General features: G+C 33.6%; 17 protein-coding genes. 1 reads left to right on the forward strand and 16 read right to left on the reverse strand.

Annotated features, from left to right (window positions below; translation table 11 throughout):
* Nucleotides 1-17 precede the first annotated feature (17 nt).
* The 10 genes from BM238_RS00600 to BM238_RS00645 all read right to left on the reverse strand — a co-directional run bounded on the left by BM238_RS00600 (nt 18) and on the right by BM238_RS00645 (nt 7474).
* On the reverse strand, nt 18-836 hold the full coding sequence (locus BM238_RS00600; RefSeq protein ID WP_090078256.1) for a hypothetical protein: 819 nt from the start codon (nt 834-836) through the stop codon (nt 18-20).
* Between the two features lie 2 nt (nt 837-838).
* A complete protein-coding gene (gene nuoF / locus BM238_RS00605; RefSeq protein WP_090078257.1) occupies nt 839-2200 on the reverse strand; it encodes an NADH-quinone oxidoreductase subunit NuoF in 1362 nt (453 codons plus the stop codon).
* A 13-nt stretch (nt 2201-2213) separates the two neighbouring features.
* A complete protein-coding gene (locus BM238_RS00610; RefSeq protein ID WP_090078258.1) occupies nt 2214-2720 on the reverse strand; it encodes an NADH-quinone oxidoreductase subunit NuoE family protein in 507 nt (168 codons plus the stop codon).
* Between the two features lie 115 nt (nt 2721-2835).
* Nucleotides 2836-4059: an NADH-quinone oxidoreductase subunit D gene (locus tag BM238_RS00615; protein WP_090078259.1), complete on the reverse strand. Its 1224-nt coding sequence runs from the start codon at nt 4057-4059 to the stop codon at nt 2836-2838.
* Between the two features lie 30 nt (nt 4060-4089).
* The gene (locus BM238_RS00620) at nt 4090-4584 is read right to left on the reverse strand and encodes an NADH-quinone oxidoreductase subunit C (protein WP_090078260.1); all 495 of its coding nucleotides are present in this window, start codon (nt 4582-4584) and stop codon (nt 4090-4092) included.
* A gap of 4 nt (nt 4585-4588) precedes the next feature.
* Nucleotides 4589-5146 (reverse strand): NADH-quinone oxidoreductase subunit B, encoded by a 558-nt coding sequence (locus BM238_RS00625; RefSeq protein ID WP_090078261.1) that lies wholly within the window; start codon nt 5144-5146, stop codon nt 4589-4591.
* A 90-nt stretch (nt 5147-5236) separates the two neighbouring features.
* Nucleotides 5237-5602: an NADH-quinone oxidoreductase subunit A gene (locus tag BM238_RS00630; RefSeq protein ID WP_090078262.1), complete on the reverse strand. Its 366-nt coding sequence runs from the start codon at nt 5600-5602 to the stop codon at nt 5237-5239.
* 110 nt (nt 5603-5712) lie between these two features.
* Complete coding sequence (locus BM238_RS00635) at nt 5713-5895, reverse strand: hypothetical protein (RefSeq protein WP_090078263.1); 183 nt, start codon at nt 5893-5895, stop codon at nt 5713-5715.
* Between the two features lie 3 nt (nt 5896-5898).
* On the reverse strand, nt 5899-6342 hold the full coding sequence (locus BM238_RS00640; protein ID WP_090078264.1) for a DinB family protein: 444 nt from the start codon (nt 6340-6342) through the stop codon (nt 5899-5901).
* Nucleotides 6343-6349: 7 nt separating this feature from the next.
* Nucleotides 6350-7474 (reverse strand): GNAT family N-acetyltransferase, encoded by a 1125-nt coding sequence (locus tag BM238_RS00645; protein ID WP_090078265.1) that lies wholly within the window; start codon nt 7472-7474, stop codon nt 6350-6352.
* 111 nt (nt 7475-7585) lie between these two features.
* On the opposite strand from BM238_RS00645, the gene BM238_RS00650 reads away from it, so the two are divergent.
* Nucleotides 7586-8278, forward strand: coding sequence for a zinc metallopeptidase (locus BM238_RS00650; RefSeq protein ID WP_090078266.1), 693 nt, complete (start codon nt 7586-7588; stop codon nt 8276-8278).
* A gap of 3 nt (nt 8279-8281) precedes the next feature.
* Here the strand turns inward: BM238_RS00650 and BM238_RS00655 are convergent, their stop codons facing one another.
* From BM238_RS00655 to BM238_RS00680, 6 genes are all read right to left on the reverse strand, one after another.
* Nucleotides 8282-8893: an IMPACT family protein gene (locus BM238_RS00655; protein ID WP_090078267.1), complete on the reverse strand. Its 612-nt coding sequence runs from the start codon at nt 8891-8893 to the stop codon at nt 8282-8284.
* A 7-nt stretch (nt 8894-8900) separates the two neighbouring features.
* A complete protein-coding gene (gene ribD / locus BM238_RS00660; RefSeq protein ID WP_090078268.1) occupies nt 8901-9923 on the reverse strand; it encodes a bifunctional diaminohydroxyphosphoribosylaminopyrimidine deaminase/5-amino-6-(5-phosphoribosylamino)uracil reductase RibD in 1023 nt (340 codons plus the stop codon).
* A 43-nt stretch (nt 9924-9966) separates the two neighbouring features.
* The gene (locus tag BM238_RS00665) at nt 9967-10563 is read right to left on the reverse strand and encodes a hypothetical protein (protein WP_090078269.1); all 597 of its coding nucleotides are present in this window, start codon (nt 10561-10563) and stop codon (nt 9967-9969) included.
* 10 nt (nt 10564-10573) lie between these two features.
* Nucleotides 10574-12367 carry a DUF349 domain-containing protein gene (locus BM238_RS00670; RefSeq protein WP_449404426.1) on the reverse strand — a complete coding sequence of 598 codons (1794 nt, stop codon included), beginning with the start codon at nt 12365-12367 and terminating at the stop codon, nt 10574-10576.
* A 334-nt stretch (nt 12368-12701) separates the two neighbouring features.
* Nucleotides 12702-13433 (reverse strand): shikimate dehydrogenase family protein, encoded by a 732-nt coding sequence (locus BM238_RS00675; RefSeq protein WP_177205403.1) that lies wholly within the window; start codon nt 13431-13433, stop codon nt 12702-12704.
* A 64-nt stretch (nt 13434-13497) separates the two neighbouring features.
* The gene (locus tag BM238_RS00680) at nt 13498-15552 is read right to left on the reverse strand and encodes an endonuclease (RefSeq protein WP_090078271.1); all 2055 of its coding nucleotides are present in this window, start codon (nt 15550-15552) and stop codon (nt 13498-13500) included.
* Nucleotides 15553-15677: the final 125 nt, after the last annotated feature.

Here is a 15677-nt window from a genome sequence, read left to right on the forward strand (position 1 = left end):
CCTTTGGCAATATGAATTTATAATTTCTTTTTTGTTCTAAAAGTGTAGCCTAAACCAAAATTAACCTGCGCAAATGCAAAATCCTGGCTAGCTTTGTCAGGTCTGTCATTCAGTGTCGTTTTAATATCTGGTAAGTTAATATAACCACCTTTTGCTTCAATTTGTCCAACTAAATGATTCCAAAGTACAAAATTAATACTACCCCTTGCATCAAGTCCAAAACCTGCAATATGGTAACGGTCACTTCTTTCAAAACCCATCAACGTTACGTTAGATTTTGGAACCATAACACCTGCACCTCCACCATAACCTAAAAATATATCAAATTTAGTGTGATTTAAAAGATGTTTATATTTTTGAACACCAATATTTGCATAATTTAATCCGTCCGTATGTTCAAATTGTAAAAATTCACCACTCGTTAAATCTACCTTATTATTAACAACAAAAGCTGAGTAAGTTGGATTTCCTATATATCCCGTAAAATCTGCAGTCTGGTTTTGCACCATCACATATTTCATATGATCCATTCCTAAAGTTATACTCAAGTTATCTGCTATAAAATAGGATAATCTATAATTTACCTGAGGAACAGTTAATTTATTTATATTAAAATAAATATTTGCTTTAAATGGTGTTTGTCTATCTCTTGCGTGAACGTTTTGCAAAGTAAAATCATAGTTATTACCTTTAAAATGAATATCTGAGTTTGCATAAACGGCTCTGTTGTAACCCCAAAAAAACATCATGTCACCTTTTTTAAAGGGTTCTGTTTGCGCATTTATACTAACGATTGAAAGCAATAATACTGCAAAAATTACTATTTTATTTTTCAAGACTACTTTATATTTTGTATTTCAGGTGTTGGAATTGGATCAGCATAGTTTGACATTCCATAATTTCTTGTTTGAGATTCTGGATTATCAATATACCATTCAAACTCATCTCTGAAATGTCTGATCGCTGCTGCAACTGGCCATGCTGCTGCATCACCAAGTGGACAAATTGTGTTACCTTCGATTTTTCTCTGAATATCCCAAAGTAGATCGATGTCTTTCATTTCTCCGTCACCGCGTAAAATTTTCTTTAAAATTCTGTACATCCAACCAGTTCCTTCTCGACAAGGCGTACATTGTCCACAACTTTCATGGTTGTAAAATCTTGCTAAAGTCATCGTGTGTTCTACCACAGACTGGTCTTCGTCCAAAACTATAAATCCACCGGAACCCATCATGGTTCCTGTTGCAAAACCGCCGTCTGCAAGAGATTCATAATTCATGATTCTATCTTCTCCGTTGATTGTTTTTAACAACAAATTTGCAGGAACAATTGGAACTGAACTTCCACCTGGAATACAGGCTTTCAATTTTTTACCGTTTGGAATTCCACCACAATAGTCATCAGAATAGATAAATTCTTCGACTGAAATCGTCATGTCGATTTCATAAACGCCAGGTTTATTAATGTTTCCACAAGCAGAAATTAATTTTGTTCCAGTCGATTTTCCAACGCCAATTTTAGCATATTCTGCACCAGTAATATTTATAATTGGCACAACTGCTGCAATTGTTTCAACGTTATTTACAACGGTTGGTCTTTCCCAAGCGCCTTTTACAGCGGGAAATGGTGGTTTTAATCTTGGATTTCCACGTTTTCCTTCAAGAGATTCTAATAATGCCGTTTCTTCGCCACAAATGTAAGCACCTGCACCACGATGAACATAAATTTCTAAATCGTAACCAGAATTTAAGATATTTTTACCTAAGAATCCGGCAGCTTTTGCTTCATCAATGGCTTCCTCTAAAATATTTGTGATCCACGCATATTCGCCACGGATATAAATATAAGAATCGTGCGCGCCCAAAGCGAAAGATGAAATGATCATTCCTTCAATTAATAGATGAGGCAAAAATTCCATTAAATAACGGTCCTTGAAAGTTCCTGGTTCAGATTCATCGGCATTAACCACCAAATGTCTCGGAACGCCTTCTGGTTTTGCAAGAAAACTCCATTTCAAACCTGTTGGGAAACCTGCGCCACCACGGCCGCGAAGTCCGGAAGTTTTTACTTCTTCCGTAATTTCTTCAGGTGTCATTTTAAATGCTTTTTCAACTGCTTCATAACCACCTTGTTTTCGGTAGGTTTCGAAATAGCGAATACCTTCTATATGTGCGTCTTTAAGTAAAAGTTTTTTACTCATTTTTTAGTTTAAATTAATTTAAAGCAAGTTGACCTTCTCTGCAAAGCTGAAGAATTTCATCTACTTTTTCTGTTGTTAAATTTTCATGGTAAAAATCGCCTAACTGCATCATTGGAGCATAACCGCAAGCGCCAAGACATTCCGCTGGTTTTAAAGTAAATAAACCATCTGCGGAAGTTTCGCCGTCTTTTATATTTAAAGAAGTTCGGATGTGATCTAAAATTTTCTCACTTCCGTTCAACATGCAAGGACCGGTTCTACAAACTTCTAATACAAATTTACCAACCGGTTTCATATTGAACATGCTGTAAAAAGTCGCGACTTCATATACCTCAATTGGCAATAAGTTTAAAACCTCTGCCACATAATCCATAACGGGAACGCTTAACCAACCACCTAATTCTGTTTGCGCCAAATGCAAAACGGGAATAAGAGCAGATTTGCTTTTTCCTTCTGGATATCTTTTTATCATCTGCTGAACTTTATCTAAAGTTTCAGGTTTAAAACTTAATTCACTCACAATATTAATTTTGAATTTTAAATTTTAGATTTTGAACGTCTAATATTCAAGTTTTTAATTTTATATTTTTTGCTTTAGATCAATTTAAAATTTGTAATCTAAAATCTATAATTTCTTACGCGTCTAATTCTCCCGCAATCACATTCATTGAACTCAACGTTACAACGGCATCGGAAATCATTGAACCGGTTATCATTTCAGGATAAGCCTGATAATAAATAAAACAAGGTCTTCTGAAATGCAATCTATAAGGCGTTCTTCCGCCATCGCTCACTAAATAAAATCCTAATTCACCGTTCCCGCCTTCTACGCAGTGGTAAACTTCACCTTTCGGAATTTCAGTTTCAGCCATTACGATTTTAAAGTGGTAAATTAAAGCTTCCATTTTTGTATAAACATCCGCTTTTTCCGGTAAATAAAAATCCGGAACATCCGCGTGGAAAGGACCTTCAGGTAAATTTTCGTAAGCATTTTTAATTAATTTAAAGCTTTCCCAAACTTCCGTTTGTCTCACCATAAATCTATCATAAGTATCTCCCGCGGTTCCGATGGGAATTGTGAAATCAAAATCACCGTAAGAAGAGTAAGGTTGAGCAACACGAACATCATAATCAACACCGGCTGCTCGAAGGTTTGGTCCCGTAAAACCATAACTTAAAGCTCTTTCGGCAGAAATCGAACCTGCGCCGATTGTGCGGTCCATAAAAATTCTGTTCCTCTCTAAAAGTGTTTTAAATTCCTGAAATCTTTTAGGGAAGTTTTTAATAAAATCTTTTATAAGCTCATGAAATTTTGGTGTAAAATCTCTTTCGAAACCACCAACTCTGCCCATATTTGTAGTCATTCTCGCACCGCAAATCTGTTCATACATTTCATAGATACGCTCTCTATCCTGAAAAACGTAGGTAAATCCTGTTAAAGCCCCGGTATCAACTCCAATAACGCCATTACAAACCAAATGGTCTGCAATTCTGGCCATTTCCATCATAATAATACGCATGTAATCTACACGTTTCCCAACTTCGCATCCAATTAATTTCTCAACCGTCATGTGCCAACCAATATTATTGATAGGCGACGAGCAATAATTCATTCGATCAGTCAAAGTAGTGATCTGTGCAAAATTTCTTCGTTCAGAAATTTTTTCAAAAGCACGGTGAATATAACCCACAGTCTGCTCTGAATGTAGAATTCTTTCACCATCCATTGTAAGGATATTCTGAAAAATTCCGTGTGTTGCAGGGTGCGTTGGACCAAGATTTAAGGTGTATAATTGACCATCAATTTGTTCCTTTGTCTCGTACTGGCTGAGTATGTTAGATAATTCGTTGTCTTTCATAATTTAGATTTGCTTTAAAATTTAAGCAATTTATCTTCCGAACATTTTATCGTCTTTATCGGTTCTGGTTCCATCTTCCAGTTTGTATTCTTTCAACATTGGATGATAGCCCATTTCAGGATCATTTAAAATCACGCGAAGATCCGGATGGCCTTTAAATTTAATCCCATAAAAATCAAAAGTTTCCCTTTCCATCCAGTTCGCGCCGGCGTAAAGCTCAGTTAAACTGTCAACTTCTGCATTTTCTCTTGGCATAAAAACTTTTAGACGAATTCTAAAATTAGTCATCATATTATGCAAATGGTAGATAACGCCTAATTCTTTTTCCTGAAATTCAGGATAATGAATACCACAAATATCTGTAAGAAAATTAATTTCAAGAGAAGAATCTTGTAAATAATGAATTATTTTTTTTATATCCTGTTTTTTGACTTCTAAAGTTAAAAACCCATAAGGTTCAGAATGTAATAAAACAGATTCCGGAAATTCTCTCGTGATCGCTTCCAGCACAAATTCGTTCGTCATATTCTTAATTTATATCGTAAGATTCGAGTAAATGTTTATACTCATCAGAATCACGTCTTCTTAAACTTTCACTTTTTGACAAAGCCTGAACCTGCATAAATCCTTCCAGAATTTGCTCTGGTCTTGGCGGGCAACCAGGAACGTAAACATCAACAGGAATAACCTTATCAATACCCTGAAGAACAGAATAAGTATCAAAAATTCCACCTGAGCTTGCGCATGCGCCAACTGCAATTACCCATTTTGGTTCGGCCATTTGAGTATAAACTTCTTTTAAAATCGGTCCCAGTTTTTTTGATATCGTTCCGCAAATTAAAAGAACATCTGATTGACGTGGAGAGAACGACATTCTTTCCCCACCAAAACGGGCAAGATCGAAAGTCGGCATCATCATCGCCATAAATTCAATTCCACAACAGGATGTTGCGAAAGGTAAAGGCCAAAGTGAATTTGCACGCGCCATTCCTATTAAGCTGTCAAGCTTTGTTGCGAAAAAACCTTCACCGGAAAAGCCGGGAGGCGCTGGTGCATCTGTTTTTATAATGTTGTTATTGTCTGACATTTTTTTAATTTTAGATTTTGAATATAAAATTTAAATTTTTGGAATCTAAACTTATATTCAAATATTATAATTAATATTCTAACTATTTTCTTATTTGTCCCAGTCTAAAGCACCTCTTTTTAAAACGTAGAAAAAGCCTAAAAAGAAAACGCCAACGAACATTAAAACCGCAACGAAACCCTCCAAACCAAATTCTCTAAAATTAACGGCGTAAGGGTAAAAAAAGACGATCTCAATATCAAATAATACAAATAGAATCGCGGTTAAAAAATATTTTACGGAAAAAGGTGTTCTTGCGTTTCCCTCGTTTTCAATACCACATTCAAAGTTTTTATCTTTATTTGTACCTTTTAATCTTGGTCCTAAATAATGGGCGCCTAAAATTGAGATCAGGACAAAACCGATAGCAACTCCGGCTTGAAATAAAATGGGAATATAATTTTCTGCTGAATTCATTTTGGTGGGTTATTGTGCAAATTTACTGAATAAAGTAGAGAAGATAAAATATAGTGGGTTAAAATATCAAATTAATTATATAGATGAATATGATTTAGAAACTTTAAAGATTATGTTTTTTTGTTCATTCTTTTTAACACGGTAAATGCCAGATATGAAATGTAGCCAAAAATAAGACTGGCAAAAATAATATCGATTGCGGCGTTTATTTTATCATCCTGAATTTTAAAAAAGAAATTGTAGGTGAGATAAATAAGGATTAAAATTCCGTAAACTGTAAGCTGTTTTTTCATAATCTATCTTTTATATGCAATAAAGTCAGAATTTATTGGTTCTAAACCAGAATTTTTAATTTCTGTTGCAATTTGAGCGCGGTGATATGTGGAATGATTGAGATAATGAAACATTATATCTTTTAAAACATTTTCAAATTTTTCACCATTTGAATTTTCATAATTTATGAGTCTTTCAAAATCTTCATTTTCTAAAATTTTATTTGAAGTTTCTAAATTTTTTAAATTAGTTTCCTGCAATTTTTCTAAAGGCAATGTTTCCCAAACCCCAAATATTGTCGTAGAATGTAAAATGCGGTGATTCCAGATATTTTGTGCATTTATGAGATGTGTTAGTAGCAGTTTTGCTTTCTCTGAAATTTGATTGTCATTTTTATCAAGAAATTCAATTAACTTTTCATTGTAGTAGAAATTATAATTCAGTAGATCTTCAAAAAATTCTCTCATTTCAGTGTTAAATTTCTTTAGAATAAGTTCTTCTGCGTTTGTGATTTACGATGTCATAATCCTGCCAAAGTAATTGTACGTTTTTATTTTCTTCCAGTTCTGGATTTGTTTCAGCAAATTTGATCCCCATTTTACTAAATCTCACAAAAATTTCTTTAAAAATAATTGCTGTTACGCCACGGCGTTGATAATCTGGGTGAATTCCAATTAAATAAAAATTAGCGCGGTCGTTTTTCTTACTTGCCTGCAAAAAATGCCACCATCCAAAAGGCCACAATTTACCTTTTGCTTTCTTCAACGCTTCTGAATAAGAAGGCATTGTGATGGCAAAAGCGACAAGTTCGTAGTTTTCATCTTCCACACAAACTATATAATCTTTGTCAATAAAAGGCAGATATTTTTCTTTATAGGTTTTAATTTGTTCCTGCGAGATAGGCGTATAAGTAGAAAGTGTTTTATAGGTTTCGTCCAAAAGTTTGAACATTGCATCTACGTGCGGTATGATTTCTTTTTTATTTTTAAAATGAAGAACTTTTAACTTATATTTCTGTGCTATTAAACTACTGAATTTTTCTACTTTTTCCGGTAAAACTGTGGGATAATTCATTTCAAATTCTACCCATTCTTTTTCTTTAATTAAACCTAATTTTTCTAAATGTTCCGGATAATACGAAAAATTGTAAAGGCCGATCATCGTTGCTAATTTATCAAAACCCATCGTCAACATCCCGGATTTATCCAAATTGGTAAAACCCATCGGACCTTCAATTTTAGAAATATTTTTCTCTTTAGCAAATTCTATTGCTTTGTCAATTAAAGCTTTAGAAACATCAATGTCATCAATAAAATCTAACCAGCCAAAACGAACTTTTGAAATTTCTAATTCCTTTGCTTCTTTATGATTGAGCATAATTGCAATTCTACCTACAATTTTTCCATCAATTAATGCCAGATATTTTACAGATTCTGAATAGGCCAAAGCGCCGTTATGATTTGGGTCCCAGATTTTAATTTCATCATTAATTAAAGGTGGAACGTAGCAGTTATTATTCTTATAAAGTTCCATTGGGAATTTCACGAATTTTTTGACAAGTTCAGGAGTATTAACTTCAATTAAGGTAGGTTGAGCCATTGAAAATTTTTTATTAAAACAAAGATAAAATTAAAATCTTTAAATAATGGTCTTGGCATAGTTTTTACTTGGTCTGAAGAAGAGTTTTTTTTAATAAGTAGATTGATTGTGATGGGTGGTTATTATATAATTTTGGCGTTAGTTTTTGGAATTAGTTTTATAATTCAAAACCGTCTGAAATCAAAGTTTGCTTTCTATTCTCAACTGCATTTACAAAACGGCATGTCTGGTAAAGAAATCGCCGAAAAAATGCTCTCAGACAATGGAATTGATGATGTGCAGGTTACTTCTGTTGCCGGACAATTAACAGATCATTATAATCCTGCTGATAAAACTGTCAACCTTTCTGAAGAAGTTTATATGCAAAGAAATGCTGCCGCAGCTGCAGTTGCAGCACACGAATGCGGACATGCAGTTCAACATAAACTTGGATATTCTGCTTTAAATCTTCGTTCCAAAATGGTTCCTTTGGTTAACATTAGTTCAAAATTATTGAATTTTGTTTTAATTGCAGGCATTTTTATAATGGCTTCAAGTGGAAATAAAACAATTCTGGCGATTGGTGTTTTGCTTTTTGCAGTTACTACTGCCTTTGCCTTTATCACCTTACCTGTCGAATACGAAGCAAGTAAACGTGCATTGGTTTGGCTGGAAAAATCAGGAACTGTTACTGTTCAGGAGCAGGCAGCGGCAAAAGATTCTTTGAAATGGGCAGCCCTTACTTATGTGGTAGCCGCAATCGGATCTTTAGGTCAGTTACTCTATTTTGCTTCAATGCTAAATGGCGGCGGAAGACGAAATTAAATCTTAGTGTTCCAAAATATCAAATTCTAAATCTCTGAATTCTAACAGTTTTTCTGTAAAAGATTCTTGATTTGCTAATTTAATTTCACACCGAATTAAACAATTTTCGGCGGCTAAAAATTCTACAATTTTTCCGTCGAATTTATTTATTAAAGAAAAAACAATATTTTGAATTTCGAACTTAAATTTAATTTCGAAAGTTGTTTTCAAATCTAAAATTATAACTTCAGATAATTCTAAAGTTTCCTGAGCACATAACTTATACGCTTTTACCAAACCGGAAACGCCCAGCTTAGTTCCGCCATAATATCTCACAACTACAACACAAATGTTTGTTAATTCCTTCGCTAAAATTTGATTGTAAATTGGTAAACCTGCGCTGCCATTTGGTTCGCCATCATCATTTGCCCGAAAATTTTCGCCTTCTGTACCTATTTTAAAAGCGTAGCAGTGATGAGTCGCCTTTGGATGATCTTTTTTAATTTGTTCTAAAAATTTTTTAAAATCTTCTTCGTTGAAAACTGATGCAGCAAAACCAATAAATTTGCTTCCTTTTTCTTTTAAAAGAACTTCGTAAATCGGTTTTTTAATTGTTTTAAAGGAAAATTGGGACATTTAAAAATTAAATATTCTTATAAAAATAAAGTTTATTATCACGTAAAATTTCACTTCTAATAGGTATTTGCAAGAATTTTGGTGCAGAAGTTCCGTTTTCTAAAGTGAGATTTTCATTTTTGATAATAATGCATTCGTCCCAGATATTTTCATCAATAAATTGTTGTAACGTATAACGTCCGCCTTCGATGATAACAGATTGTATTTGCAGATCAAACAATTTTGTCATCAGATTTTGTATAAAATTTTCTTTTTCAATTTTTATGAAGTTTAAATTTTCAATTTGCTCTTCTTTAATAGAATTGAAAATTATTGTTTCAGCTTCATTATTGAAAATGTTAAAATCAACTGGTACTTTTAAATCAAAATCTATCAAAACCCTAACTGGATTTCTTCCTTCTACTTCTCGTGTTGTCAAACTTGGATTGTCGATCAAAGCTGTGTTTGTTCCCACTAAAATAGCATGTTCTTCACTTCTTAGTAGATGCACGAATTGTTTAGTCAAAGTATTTCCGATCTGAGTTGGTTTAAAATATTTATCTAAAAATCCATCTGCTGACTCAGCCCATTTTAATTTGATATAAGGTCTTTTTTTTCTGTGATATGTGAAAAATCTTTTATTTAAATCTTCGCATTCTTTTTCTAAAATTCCAGATTCTACGTCGATTCCAGCATCTTCTAAAATTTTTTTGCCTTTTCCATTTACTTTATCGTGAGAATCCATCGCGCCAATAACGACTTTCTTAAAACCAATTTCTTTCAGTTTCAAAGCGCAAGGCGGTGTTTTTCCAAAGTGTGCGCAAGGTTCCAGCGAAACATAAATTGTGGAAAAGGGTAGAAGTGATTGATCTTCCACCGAATTTATTGCATTAATTTCTGCGTGGTTTTCACCTGCTTTCTGGTGATATCCTTCTCCGATAATTTCATCATTATAAACGATAACTGCGCCTACTAAAGGATTTGGATAGGTTTTTCCTAAAGCTTTTTTGGCAAGTTCGATGCAGCGCTGCATGTAAAATTCGTGCGTCATATTTTAAATAAAAAACACTTAAATTTTAAGTGTTTTCAAATGTTTATTTGGTTTCAGATTCTTTGCTCGCTAAATTTATCGGCGGAATTGCAAAATCGATAATAGAACCCATTAACTTATTTCGCTCTTTGTCCAAAAATTTTGCGCTTGCTTTCACTTCTCCATAATTTCTTTTAATGAAAGAAAATATGATAAATGATTTTTTGCTGCCGTTTGTCAAAGTTTTAAAACGGTAAATACCATATTCTGCATAAGAATTGCCGTTTTTAGGAAGTTCTGTTAACATGCCGTCAACAATATATTCCGTACCGTCCGGACTTTCCGTTACCTGAACCTTAGAAAACTTATCGTTATTTTCTCTTTTTTGAAAACTTTCAACCTTCTGTTTTACGGCATCATCAATATTAATTTCTTTATCAAAATAGGAAATATTAACCATTTGTGTAAAACTGTCAATTTTTTCATCTTTCATTAAATATTGCTGTAGGTAAAGCGTATTTGATGCCTGCTTACTCCAGTCTAAAAAATATTCTGTTTCTGAAATAACGAAAGGATTTGGAAGATTTAGAAATTCTTTCGCATTTTGAGATTTCAATCCGAAACTCAGAAAAAACAGGAATAAAAATAGAATTTTTTTCATTTTTAAAATTTTATTCTCCGCTTATAATTTGGTGCAAAGTCACTTTTAAACTTTCTAACTGTGCTTGCTTATCATCAATTTTCACATAAGTTTCTTTTAAAAGCGGATTATTTCTGGAAGAATCTGCGAAGAATCCTAGATTATTCCCCAATTTCACGACTTCTGTTTCAAGATCAGAAATTTGATTTTTAATTTTTCTAGCTTTATCGGAAAGCTGTGCTTCTGAAAGACCTTCTTCCTTCAGATCAAACTCATTTATTTTATTTAATTTTAATTTTTCTCGCAGCGTTTTATTAAATTCCGTATTTATAGAAAGATTTTCACGGGGAACTTTGCCAATTTTATTCCAACCGTTTTTCAGTTCTTCTATTTTTTCAATGCTTCCTTCTTCGTCGGTAATGTTTTTTAACTCCGATAAAATTTCATTTTTTTGCTTTAAATTTTCCTTCCAGTTATCTTCTGAAACATTATTTTTCTCCCGAAAATTATTAAAAAAAGTATTGCAGGCTGCTCGAAAATCTGTCCAGACTTTATCCGCCTGGCTTCTCGGCACGTGACCAATTTTTTTCCATTCTTCCTGAAGATTTTTGAAAAGCGGTACAACAGTTTCCCATTCTTCACTATTCATATTGTCACTCGCGGTTTGGATCAAATTTAATTTTTTGTCAAGATTTTCCTGTTGCGTATTTTTTAAGCCTTTGTAAAAATCGTTCTTTTTAGAATTAAATTGGCGAAGAACTTCCTTAAAATCTGCCCAGTTTTTGTTGGACATTTTTTTTGGAACGCTTCCTAATTTTAAAAACTCTGTACGCAGATCTTCAATTTTCTTTATAGATTGTTGCCAATAACTGTGGTTAACTTCTTTCTCCGGCGAAGCAATCGCTTTCATTTTAGAAATTATATCATTTTTCTTAGTTAAATTTTCTGCTTGCTCGGCATCAATTTTTGTAAATAATTCTGCTTTACGATCATGAATTTTATTTGATATTTCTTTAAATTCCAGCCACGTTGATTCTCTGAATTCTTCTGCGACCGGTTCAGATTCTTCCTTCCAAAGTTTATGCAGATATTGCAACTCGTTGAGCGCTTTTTGCACAGATGGTTCATCAATCAGCTCTTTTGATCGTAAGATAATATGCTGTCTTTTTTCCAGATTATGCGCATGTTCCTGACCTAAAAACTCTTTATTCATGTCAAGCATTTCATAGAATTGGTTGAGATGAAAAAAGTAATTATTGTTTAAAAGTTTAAATTCATTTTTTGCAACCTGTCCGGCATTTGACCAGTCTTCTTTTATTTCGCGAATAGCTTTAAAAAGGTTTGTTCCTGCTTCTGAATTTGTATAAAGATTTTTCAGACGATCGATTATTGCCTGTCTGTTTTTTAAATTTTCTTCTTGTTTTACTTCCAGATCTTTGTGATAAGCATCTTGTTTTTCCCGGAACATATGAAGAACCACGTTTAATTTCGAAGTGTACGGATGAACATAATGTGATGTTTCATCTTCGGAAAGTTTGTTTTTTGATGCAGCAGATTCTGATTGAATAAGCGTTTGCATTTGGTCTTTTAACTCATTGAACTCCTTGAAATGAACTCCAGAATCCTGCAAATTTGCTATTTTTTCCAGTTTTGCTAAAATTTCAGCGCTAGAATTGAGTTTTTGTTCAACAATGACATCATTATCAACTTCAAATTTCGAATCTGAGAATTCTTCTGATTTTTCTTCTTCAATTGTTGGTTTTTCCGTTTCCTCGGGCTCTTTTATCTCTTCCGGTTCTGCTATGTTTTCATTCAATGATGGCATTGTCTGAGATAATTCTGCATGCGGAGGTAAACTTTGTTCGGGAGAATTTGTTTCAGAGTTTATCTCATGTTCTTCTAAAACAGCAGTTTCAAGCAAATTTTCACTGTTATTTAAATCGTCGTTTTTTTCGAGCTCTTCAGTATTAATTTCTGAAGATTCAGGTTTCTGAAAATTTTCCGGCGAATTTGCCATATTTTCTGAGTCAGGATTTAAAACTTTTTCCTCGTTGTCAGAAATATTATTTTCTGTAGTCATAGCAAATCTTTTTGGTTATAATAACGCCTTTTTTTAAAAAAATAAATTTATTAAAATTATTTCATTAAATGGAAGTTTTTTACTTGGAGTTCCAAATTTCCCAGGCTTTCTCTGCCTGTTGCTCCAGCATGTAATAGCCATTCAATGTTTTTGCATTAAATTCTGCCGCGTTTTTTAAAAATTGTGTGTAAGTTGGATTGTAAATCAGATCAATTACCAAATGCTTTTCTGTTAGAGAATTAAAGGGAAATTTAAGACAATCTGATTCGTTGGGAAATGTACCAACAGGCGTACATTGAATGATTAAATTTGAATTGACAACTTCATCAGCAGTTAAATTTTCAAAGTTAAGATCTGTGTTTCTGGCAACTGTTTTAAAAGGAATATTATGCTTTTTTAAAATATATTTAACAGCTTTCGCCGCGCCGCCATTTCCTAAAATAAGTGCGTTTTTGTGAAAATCCTTTAAATGAAGTAAAAGTGTTTTTTCAAAACCAAAAGCGTCAGTATTATGTCCGGTTTTTGTTCCGTTTTTAATAGCAATACAGTTCACTGCGCCAATTTCTTTTGCTTCATCAGATAATTCATCTAAAAAAGGAATTACTTTTTCCTTAAAGGGAATCGTCACATTTAGCCCTTTGATCTCGGGATTTAGAAAAAAATCTTCTACTTCAGAAATATCATTTAGGTCAAAGATTTCATAAATCTTATTCTGTAGATGTAACTTTTTAAACTTATCTGTAAAATATTTTTTAGAAAATGAGTAGGAAATATTTTTCCCGATCAATCCAAAAAGCTGTTTCTCAATCATAGTTCAAAAATAAAAAAAAAGACCGGTAAAAAACCGGTCTTTCAAGATAATATTATAATAAAAATTAGTTTACCAGGAATTTAGCAGAACCAGTTCCTGCTTTTAAAATATAAATTCCTTTAGGCAAATTATTAATTTTAAGTTTTCCGCCTGTTTTAAATGGCTGAGAAACGGTTTGAATTAATTTACCTGTAAAATCAAAAATCTGAACGCTGTCAAATTGAGAAAGATTTTTACCGGAAACATTAATTTCGCCATTTTTAATTGGGTTTGGTGAAATCACCAACGCGTCTTTCGCTTTATTGGTTTCACTTGTTCCTGCTGTTGCGTAGCAAGTCCATTTCATATCGTCGATCGCGATTCTGTTCGCGGGTACAGTATTATTAACTAAACTGATATCAACTGTTCCTGAAATATTGATTCCTGTAACTGTCGTAGTTGTGTTAACGCCGGTCGCGCCATAAGGAATTGTTTTTCCTGTATCAATATCATTGATGAATATTTTTAAAACACCAGGCGTTCCTGTAAATTTTAATTGAGTCGTTACAGTTAGATCTCCAATACCGTTTGGTGCAGATAATGCCGTAAGAGAACCATTTCTGATTGTAATTGCACGTCCGTTTATCGTTTGATCTGTTCTTGAATCTACAGATGTAAATGAAATACCATTGCTCGTCCAGTTATAAGTAGAGTAGGCAGAAGCATTTGCTGGAATCGTTTCAAAGTTTTCAACTCCGCAATTGATTCCAACTACTAAAGTTGTTGCGTTAACAGAGTTACTTTGAGGTGAAGCGTTTTCAGCAGCATCTTTAGCAATTACATAAATCGTATAAGAAGTGCTTGGGTTTAAATTAGCAATATTCGTATCCGTAGAAGCTGTAGATCCCATTAAAACGCCGTTTGCGTAAACATCATAAGACGCTACACCAACATTATCTGTTGCAGCAGTCCAGGAAACTGCGATATTATTTGAGCCAACATTTACGATTGCTAAATTTGTAGCCGCAGTTGGGTTTGTAGTATCAACTAAAGTTGTTCCGCTCGCTGTATTACTTTGAGGTGAAACATTACCGGCAGCATCAGCAGCGATAACATAAAAATTGTAAGAAGTCCCTTGTTTTAAACCAGAAACTGTTGCGGTATTTGTAGAAGAATTGGTCTTAAAGTTACCATCTACATAAATTTTATAGTAGGCAACTGCAATATTATCTGTAGAAGCTGTCCAGCTTAAACTGGCAGATGCTGTGTTTGTAGAAAGAACAGCTAAGTTAGTAGGCGTTGATGGCGCTTCGGTATCAGCAACCTGAGTTCCGAAAACCTGCTGAACCCATTCAGGGTGATCAATATAAGGATTTCTGTTTTTTTGAAAAGCAAAAGCAGCATTATTTCTTTCAATTTCACTCGGCGAAACAGGATCTTGTGATGCCCAGATCAAAAGAACATCTTTTTCCCACGTCGTCAAACCAGGATAAGTTGTGTTTCCTAACATACCTCCGCTGGAAAAACCTGAAAGTTTGTCTTCATATCTTGTTACAAAATATAAAATCATTCTCGCAATATCTCCTTTAAATTCGTCAATTGGCTCACAAACTGAACCAGTGTAACCTGGTGATGTACTTGGGCCAACTTTAGTTCCGTTTTTTGATGTAAATGATGGTGCTGTAACTGCTCCGAAAGGATAATTACTTCTCATTCCGTTCACTTTACCATCAGTCGGACGAATAAAATTAATGTCAGAAACCATTGGGTTTGCAGAACCGAATAAACTTTGTGGCACAACGTGTTCTCTGTTGTAGCAGTCACCTTCATTGGAATAGTTACCGCATTTTTTTACACCATGCTGATAATTGTAAGGATCTGTACCAGTAGGATTTTCTGAATACATATCTAAAACAGAACCGTCATTATCATAATAATGGTCCGTATCAGTAGTTGGATAACCGTTATATAATCCGCCGTAACCATTGTCAATTGCCCCAGCGCTGATGATCTGCATCAGTTTTGTTTTTAAAGGAGCACCGGATAAACCTGCCGTACCGTCATAATAAGTTGCAGGAGCCTGCGCGGAAGCAAAGCCTAAAAGCAAGGTTAATGATAATAGAGTAAAAATTCTTTTCATTGTATAAAATATTTATTTTTGGGCGATAAAGGTAAATATTAATTGCTTAAATCTTTCAATAATAATGAAATTTAATATTGACTATAGACAGCGAAAAAGATGTTTTTTAGAGGAATAAAAGAAGA

The sequence above is a fragment of the Halpernia frigidisoli genome (assembly GCF_900113805.1).
In the GTDB taxonomy this organism is placed as follows: domain Bacteria; phylum Bacteroidota; class Bacteroidia; order Flavobacteriales; family Weeksellaceae; genus Halpernia; species Halpernia frigidisoli.

Coding starts and splice junctions, on each gene's coding strand:
- BM238_RS00625 (WP_090078261.1), bottom strand. CDS start 5,146: ATGTCAGACAATAACAACATTATAAAAACAGATGCACCAGCGCCTCCC.
- BM238_RS00680 (WP_090078271.1), bottom strand. CDS start 15,552: ATGAAAAGAATTTTTACTCTATTATCATTAACCTTGCTTTTAGGCTTT.
- BM238_RS00620 (WP_090078260.1), bottom strand. CDS start 4,584: ATGACGAACGAATTTGTGCTGGAAGCGATCACGAGAGAATTTCCGGAA.
- BM238_RS00650 (WP_090078266.1), top strand. CDS start 7,586: ATGGGTGGTTATTATATAATTTTGGCGTTAGTTTTTGGAATTAGTTTT.
- BM238_RS00640 (WP_090078264.1), bottom strand. CDS start 6,342: ATGAGAGAATTTTTTGAAGATCTACTGAATTATAATTTCTACTACAAT.
- BM238_RS00670 (WP_449404426.1), bottom strand. CDS start 12,367: ATGCCATCATTGAATGAAAACATAGCAGAACCGGAAGAGATAAAAGAG.
- BM238_RS00615 (WP_090078259.1), bottom strand. CDS start 4,059: ATGAAAGACAACGAATTATCTAACATACTCAGCCAGTACGAGACAAAG.
- BM238_RS00675 (WP_177205403.1), bottom strand. CDS start 13,433: ATGATTGAGAAACAGCTTTTTGGATTGATCGGGAAAAATATTTCCTAC.
- BM238_RS00655 (WP_090078267.1), bottom strand. CDS start 8,893: ATGTCCCAATTTTCCTTTAAAACAATTAAAAAACCGATTTACGAAGTT.
- BM238_RS00645 (WP_090078265.1), bottom strand. CDS start 7,474: ATGGCTCAACCTACCTTAATTGAAGTTAATACTCCTGAACTTGTCAAA.
- BM238_RS00665 (WP_090078269.1), bottom strand. CDS start 10,563: ATGAAAAAAATTCTATTTTTATTCCTGTTTTTTCTGAGTTTCGGATTG.
- BM238_RS00630 (WP_090078262.1), bottom strand. CDS start 5,602: ATGAATTCAGCAGAAAATTATATTCCCATTTTATTTCAAGCCGGAGTT.
- BM238_RS00635 (WP_090078263.1), bottom strand. CDS start 5,895: ATGAAAAAACAGCTTACAGTTTACGGAATTTTAATCCTTATTTATCTC.
- ribD (WP_090078268.1), bottom strand. CDS start 9,923: ATGACGCACGAATTTTACATGCAGCGCTGCATCGAACTTGCCAAAAAA.
- nuoF (WP_090078257.1), bottom strand. CDS start 2,200: ATGAGTAAAAAACTTTTACTTAAAGACGCACATATAGAAGGTATTCGC.